Annotated in this window: 1 rRNA gene; it reads left to right on the forward strand. The window is 51.4% G+C overall.

The features are described from left to right. The first annotated feature begins 65 nt into the window (after positions 1-65). Positions 66-2,959, forward strand: a 23S ribosomal RNA gene (locus tag ACQ4MY_RS28985). Positions 2,960-3,040: the final 81 nt, after the last annotated feature.

A 3,040-nucleotide genomic window follows, 5' to 3' on the forward strand; every position in this document is an offset into this window, starting at 1 on the left:
TTGAGAAATTCGAATTTTCGGCGAATGTCGTCTTCACAGTATAACCAGATTGCTTGGGGTTATATGGTCAAGTGAAGAAGCGCATACGGTGGATGCCTTGGCAGTCAGAGGCGATGAAAGACGTGGTAGCCTGCGAAAAGCTTCGGGGAGTCGGCAAACAGACTTTGATCCGGAGATGTCTGAATGGGGGAACCCAGCCATCATAAGATGGTTATCTTGTACTGAATACATAGGTGCAAGAGGCGAACCAGGGGAACTGAAACATCTAAGTACCCTGAGGAAAAGAAATCAACCGAGATTCCCTTAGTAGTGGCGAGCGAACGGGGACTAGCCCTTAAGTGGCTTTGAGATTAGCGGAACGCTCTGGAAAGTGCGGCCATAGTGGGTGATAGCCCTGTACGCGAAAATCTCTTAGTCATGAAATCGAGTAGGACGGAGCACGAGAAACTTTGTCTGAATATGGGGGGACCATCCTCCAAGGCTAAATACTACTGACTGACCGATAGTGAACTAGTACCGTGAGGGAAAGGCGAAAAGAACCCCGGAGAGGGGAGTGAAATAGATCCTGAAACCGTATGCGTACAAGCAGTGGGAGCAGACTTTGTTCTGTGACTGCGTACCTTTTGTATAATGGGTCAGCGACTTATTTTCAGTGGCGAGCTTAACCGAATAGGGGAGGCGTAGCGAAAGCGAGTCTTAATAGGGCGTCTAGTCGCTGGGAATAGACCCGAAACCGGGCGATCTATCCATGGGCAGGTTGAAGGTTGGGTAACACTAACTGGAGGACCGAACCGACTACCGTTGAAAAGTTAGCGGATGACCTGTGGATCGGAGTGAAAGGCTAATCAAGCTCGGAGATAGCTGGTTCTCCTCGAAAGCTATTTAGGTAGCGCCTCATGTATCACTGTAGGGGGTAGAGCACTGTTTCGGCTAGGGGGTCATCCCGACTTACCAAACCGATGCAAACTCCGAATACCTACAAGTGCCGAGCATGGGAGACACACGGCGGGTGCTAACGTCCGTCGTGAAAAGGGAAACAACCCAGACCGTCAGCTAAGGTCCCAAAGTTATGGTTAAGTGGGAAACGATGTGGGAAGGCTTAGACAGCTAGGAGGTTGGCTTAGAAGCAGCCACCCTTTAAAGAAAGCGTAATAGCTCACTAGTCGAGTCGGCCTGCGCGGAAGATGTAACGGGGCTCAAACCATACACCGAAGCTACGGGTATCATCTTCGGATGATGCGGTAGAGGAGCGTTCTGTAAGCCTGTGAAGGTGAGTTGAGAAGCTTGCTGGAGGTATCAGAAGTGCGAATGCTGACATGAGTAACGACAATGGGTGTGAAAAACACCCACGCCGAAAGACCAAGGTTTCCTGCGCAACGTTAATCGACGCAGGGTTAGTCGGTCCCTAAGGCGAGGCTGAAAAGCGTAGTCGATGGAAAACAGGTTAATATTCCTGTACTTCTGGTTATTGCGATGGAGGGACGGAGAAGGCTAGGCCAGCTTGGCGTTGGTTGTCCAAGTTTAAGGTGGTAGGCTGAGATCTTAGGTAAATCCGGGATCTTAAGGCCGAGAGCTGATGACGAGTGTTCTTTTAGAACACGAAGTGGTTGATGCCATGCTTCCAAGAAAAGCTTCTAAGCTTCAGGTAACCAGGAACCGTACCCCAAACCGACACAGGTGGTTGGGTAGAGAATACCAAGGCGCTTGAGAGAACTCGGGTGAAGGAACTAGGCAAAATGGCACCGTAACTTCGGGAGAAGGTGCGCCGGTGAGGGTGAAGGACTTGCTCCGTAAGCTCATGCCGGTCGAAGATACCAGGCCGCTGCGACTGTTTATTAAAAACACAGCACTCTGCAAACACGAAAGTGGACGTATAGGGTGTGACGCCTGCCCGGTGCCGGAAGGTTAATTGATGGGGTTAGCTAACGCGAAGCTCTTGATCGAAGCCCCGGTAAACGGCGGCCGTAACTATAACGGTCCTAAGGTAGCGAAATTCCTTGTCGGGTAAGTTCCGACCTGCACGAATGGCGTAACGATGGCGGCGCTGTCTCCACCCGAGACTCAGTGAAATTGAAATCGCTGTGAAGATGCAGTGTATCCGCGGCTAGACGGAAAGACCCCGTGAACCTTTACTATAGCTTTGCACTGGACTTTGAATTTGCTTGTGTAGGATAGGTGGGAGGCTTTGAAGCGTGGACGCCAGTCTGCGTGGAGCCAACCTTGAAATACCACCCTGGCAACTTTGAGGTTCTAACTCAGGTCCGTTATCCGGATCGAGGACAGTGTATGGTGGGTAGTTTGACTGGGGCGGTCTCCTCCTAAAGAGTAACGGAGGAGTACGAAGGTGCGCTCAGACCGGTCGGAAATCGGTCGTAGAGTATAAAGGCAAAAGCGCGCTTGACTGCGAGACAGACACGTCGAGCAGGTACGAAAGTAGGTCTTAGTGATCCGGTGGTTCTGTATGGAAGGGCCATCGCTCAACGGATAAAAGGTACTCCGGGGATAACAGGCTGATACCGCCCAAGAGTTCATATCGACGGCGGTGTTTGGCACCTCGATGTCGGCTCATCACATCCTGGGGCTGAAGCCGGTCCCAAGGGTATGGCTGTTCGCCATTTAAAGTGGTACGCGAGCTGGGTTTAGAACGTCGTGAGACAGTTCGGTCCCTATCTGCCGTGGACGTTTGAGATTTGAGAGGGGCTGCTCCTAGTACGAGAGGACCGGAGTGGACGAACCTCTGGTGTTCCGGTTGTCACGCCAGTGGCATTGCCGGGTAGCTATGTTCGGAATAGATAACCGCTGAAAGCATCTAAGCGGGAAACTAGCCTCAAGATGAGATCTCACTGGAACCTTGAGTTCCCTGAAGGGCCGTCGAAGACTACGACGTTGATAGGTTGGGTGTGTAAGCGCTGTGAGGCGTTGAGCTAACCAATACTAATTGCCCGTGAGGCTTGACCATATAACACCCAAGCAATTTGAGTCGAAAGGCCAGATTGCGGTGTGTGAAGACGAAACGAACCGAAAGTTCGATGTTCACAAA

The sequence above is a fragment of the Pseudomonas sp. SM4 genome, assembly GCF_051913165.1.
Lineage (GTDB): Bacteria > Pseudomonadota > Gammaproteobacteria > Pseudomonadales > Pseudomonadaceae > Aquipseudomonas.